This is a genomic window from Marinobacter salinexigens, from assembly GCF_008370345.1.
In the GTDB taxonomy this organism is placed as follows: Bacteria; Pseudomonadota; Gammaproteobacteria; order Pseudomonadales; family Oleiphilaceae; genus Marinobacter; species Marinobacter salinexigens.
This window is the reverse complement of sequence record NZ_VTUU01000028.1, coordinates 1-1,270: the sequence shown is the minus strand read 5'-3', so window position 1 is coordinate 1,270 and position 1,270 is coordinate 1. Positions and strand designations below refer to the sequence as shown.

At 55.1% G+C, this 1,270-nt stretch carries 1 protein-coding gene; it reads right to left on the bottom strand.

Features of this window, described 5'->3' with window-relative positions; all coding sequences use genetic code 11:
• Positions 1 to 32 precede the first annotated feature (32 nt).
• A protein-coding gene (locus FWJ25_RS19090) for an IS3 family transposase (protein WP_149601848.1) occupies positions 33 to 1,213 on the bottom strand; the annotation gives its coding sequence in 2 pieces (ribosomal slippage) (positions 33 to 914 and positions 917 to 1,213; 1,179 coding nt in all).
• Between the last annotated feature and the right edge of the window lie 57 nt (positions 1,214 to 1,270).

Genomic DNA, 1,270 nt, shown 5'->3' with positions numbered 1-1,270 from the left:
TGGACTTCCCCCAATAAATTGGACACGCCCCATCAGTTGATTTCTTCGAACTCTAGCGGAGTCCGATAGCCCAGGCCACTGTGCAGCCGCTGACGATTGTAAAAGACTTCAATATAGTTACTTATATGCCGCCGTAATTGTCTCAACGTCACAAAGCTCGTCGCCTCAAGCAATTCTCCCTTCAACGTCTTGAAGAAGGACTCCACCTCGGCATTGTCGGTGCACTGGCCCGGCCGATTCATGCTGTGGCGGACCTGATGTTGCTTCAGAAGTGCTTGTGTCTTGTGGGCCCGGTACTCAATCCCTCGATCCGTATGGAACAGTAGACCCGGTGCCGGCTGGCGTGTCTTGAAGGCCTCTCTCAGTGTCGCTCTGGAAAAGTCCGCATTCAGGTTCTCGCCCAGCCGCCAACTAACAATGCGGCGGGAGAACAGATCCAGGACAACCGCCAGGAACACGTACTTCCGTCCCAGCTTGATGTACGTGACATCGCTGCTCCAGTGCTGGTTGATCGCCTCTGGTTTAGCCTCATCCAGGCGGTAATTTGGCAGAGTTTTGGCTGCGTCCCGGCGCTTGCTCATTTGCCGATAGACGCGCGTCACACGCGCCTTCATGCCCCATTCCCGCATCAGTCGCGCCACCCGGTTCTCGCCGACCTCAACGCCTTCTCGTCGCAGCGCCTGATACACACGAGGGCTGCCATAACGACCGCCACTTGCGTTATAGGTGCGACGGATTTTGAGCAATAGTTCGGCGTTCTCTGACGCTCTTAGACTGGGCTTCCGATTGGCCCAGGCATAATAGCCGGATCGCGAGACGTTCAGGTGGCGGCACAGCGCCTTTACTCCGTGTTGCCGCCGGTGTTTCCAGATGAACCTGAACGCTTCCGTCGTTCCTCGGCCTGAAAGCGTTGAAACTTTTTTAGGATGTCGTTTTCCTCCTGAAGCTCGGCAACTTGGCGCTTCAGGCGGTTGATCTCATCCTGCTCTTTGATCTGCTGCTTGGCTTTGACGGGTGCCTTTTTGACACGTTTCATGGCGAACTTTCCCTCACGGTATTCCTTTCGCCAGCGTGACAGCATGAAGGGATGAATATCCAGCGCTTCTGCTACGCCTTTGACACTTCGATGGGCCTGGTGGCTCCATTCCACCGCCTTGACCTTGAACTCAGTGCTGTATTGCTGTGTTTTCTTCCCCGTGATCATTTCCGGCATCAGTTTTCTCCTGCTTCGGAGTTATCGATGCGTGTCCACTAGATCGGGGGAAGTCCA